The sequence below is a fragment of the Mycobacterium sp. genome, assembly GCF_049683935.1.
Taxonomy (GTDB): domain Bacteria; phylum Actinomycetota; class Actinomycetes; order Mycobacteriales; family Mycobacteriaceae; genus Mycobacterium.
The window spans coordinates 1-1,968 of record NZ_JBAUJR010000369.1 but is presented as its reverse complement, the minus strand read 5'-3'; the positions used below and the strand labels follow the sequence as shown (position 1 = coordinate 1,968).

Sequence of the window (1,968 nt, the reverse complement as noted above, 5' to 3'; positions counted from 1 at the left end):
GGTGGGCAGTGTCGCCGATAGGAGCACACTGGCGTCTGAAGCGCTCCGGAAGTGGGTCATATGCCATCGCTACAGGTCGTCAAGCTCGGCGCGGTCATCGGTGCACGCATCGACGGGGTCGACATCGCCGACAGTGTGGATGCCGGTACCGCGGCACAGATCAACGCCGCGCTGCTCGAGCACAAAGTGCTCTTCTTCCGCGGCCAGCATTCGCTCGACGATGAATCGCAGTTGGCGTTCGCCCGCACCCTGGGCACACCGACGAGGTCACACCCCACGGTGACGTCGCGAGGCGTCCGGGTGCTGCCGATCGACTCGCGCTACGACAAGGCCAACAGCTGGCACACCGACGTCACATTCGTCGATCGCATCCCGAAAGCCTCACTACTGCGCGCAGTCGCACTGCCGCCCTACGGCGGGACGACCACCTGGGCTTCGACGGAGGCAGCCTACGATCGGTTGCCTGCCCCGCTGCGGGCCCTGGCAGAGAAGCTGTGGGCAGTCCACACCAATGCCTACGACTACGTGGCGGACGTCGACACCCGGTTGCTTCAACCGGCCGACACCGAACGCGAGTACCGCGAGGAGTTCGTCTCCGACTACTACGAAACCGAGCATCCTGTGGTCCGGGTGCATCCCGAGACGGGAAGACGCGTCCTGCTGCTCGGCGGCTTCGTCAAGCAGTTCGTCGGGCTCGGCCAGGCCGAGTCGACGGCCCTGTTCGAGCTGTTTCAATCACGGATAACCAAGCTCGAGAACACGATTCGTTGGAATTGGGAGCTCGGCGATCTCGCGGTCTGGGACAACAGGGCCACCCAGCACTACGCGGTGTCCGATTACGACGATCACTTCCGCCGCCTCAGCCGGGTGACGCTCGCCGGCGACATCCCGATCTCCGTCGACGGTGCACGCAGTCGGGTGGTCACCGGCGACGCCTCGACATATTCGACCGTGGTCAACCCGCCGAGGCTCGCCAGCTGATTGCACGCGCGCCGGCCGGGTAGCGTGAAACCCGTGGAGAGGGCACGGGAGGTCGACGCCTGCCCGGGCGCGCTGCAGACGCACCGCGCCGCGGACGGCGAGTTGGCCCGCATCCGGTTGCCGGGCGGGATGATCACCGCCCCGCAGCTGGAGGCGGTGGCGCTGGCCGCCACTGATTTCGGTTCGTCGACGCTGGAGTTGACCTCGCGCGGCAATCTGCAGATCCGCGGGGTACGTGACACCGATTCCACGGCCGGACTCCTGGCCGCTGCGGGGTTGCTGCCCTCCCCCACCCATGAGCGGGTGCGCAATATCGTCGCCTCGCCGCTGTCGGGCCGCAGCGGAGGCGTATGCGACGTGCGAGCGATCGTCGTCGCGCTGGACTCGGCGTTGCAGCACGATCACCGGATCGCGCAGTTGCCGGGCCGGTTCCTGTTCGGAATCGACGACGGACGAGGCGACATCTCCGGTCTCGGGGCCGACGCGGGTATCCACGCCCTCGACGAGAACACCGCGGCACTTCTGCTGGCCGGACGTGACACCGGGGTGCGCCTCGATCTCGCCGACGTCGTCGCCACCCTGTTGGCGGTCGCGAACCGGTTCCTCGACATCCGCGGAAAGGCCTGGCGGACTGCCGAACTCGATGATCCACTGCTGTTGCTCGGACCGCTGACACCGACAGCAACCCCGGGCAGGACGTGGCCCCCGCAGACCCGGCCGCCCGTCGGGTGGATCGAGCAGGCCGACGGCCCGGTGACATTGGGAGCCGCCGTCCCCCTCGGGGTGCTCGACGCCGAGACGGCGCGCTTTCTGGCAGCGGTCGACACCACGATGTCCATCACCCCGTGGCGGTCGATCCTGCTCTTCGACCTCGCCCCTGACATCGCCGACGTCGCGCTTCGTGTGCTGGCCCCCCGAGGGTTGATCTTCGACGAGAACTCTCCCTGGCTGCTGTTGTCGGCCTGCACCGGAAGCCCGGGCTGCGAG

At 67.7% G+C, this 1,968-nt stretch carries 2 protein-coding genes; both read left to right on the top strand.

The window, feature by feature from the left end; all coding sequences use genetic code 11:
• Positions 1-60 precede the first annotated feature (60 nt).
• Positions 61-981: a TauD/TfdA dioxygenase family protein gene (locus WA965_RS21395; protein WP_526299778.1), complete on the top strand. Its 921-nt coding sequence runs from the start codon at positions 61-63 to the stop codon at positions 979-981.
• 33 nt (positions 982-1,014) lie between these two features.
• Positions 1,015-1,968 (top strand): precorrin-3B synthase (gene cobG, locus WA965_RS21390; RefSeq protein ID WP_526448044.1); only part of this gene is annotated, 954 nt, incomplete at its 3' end.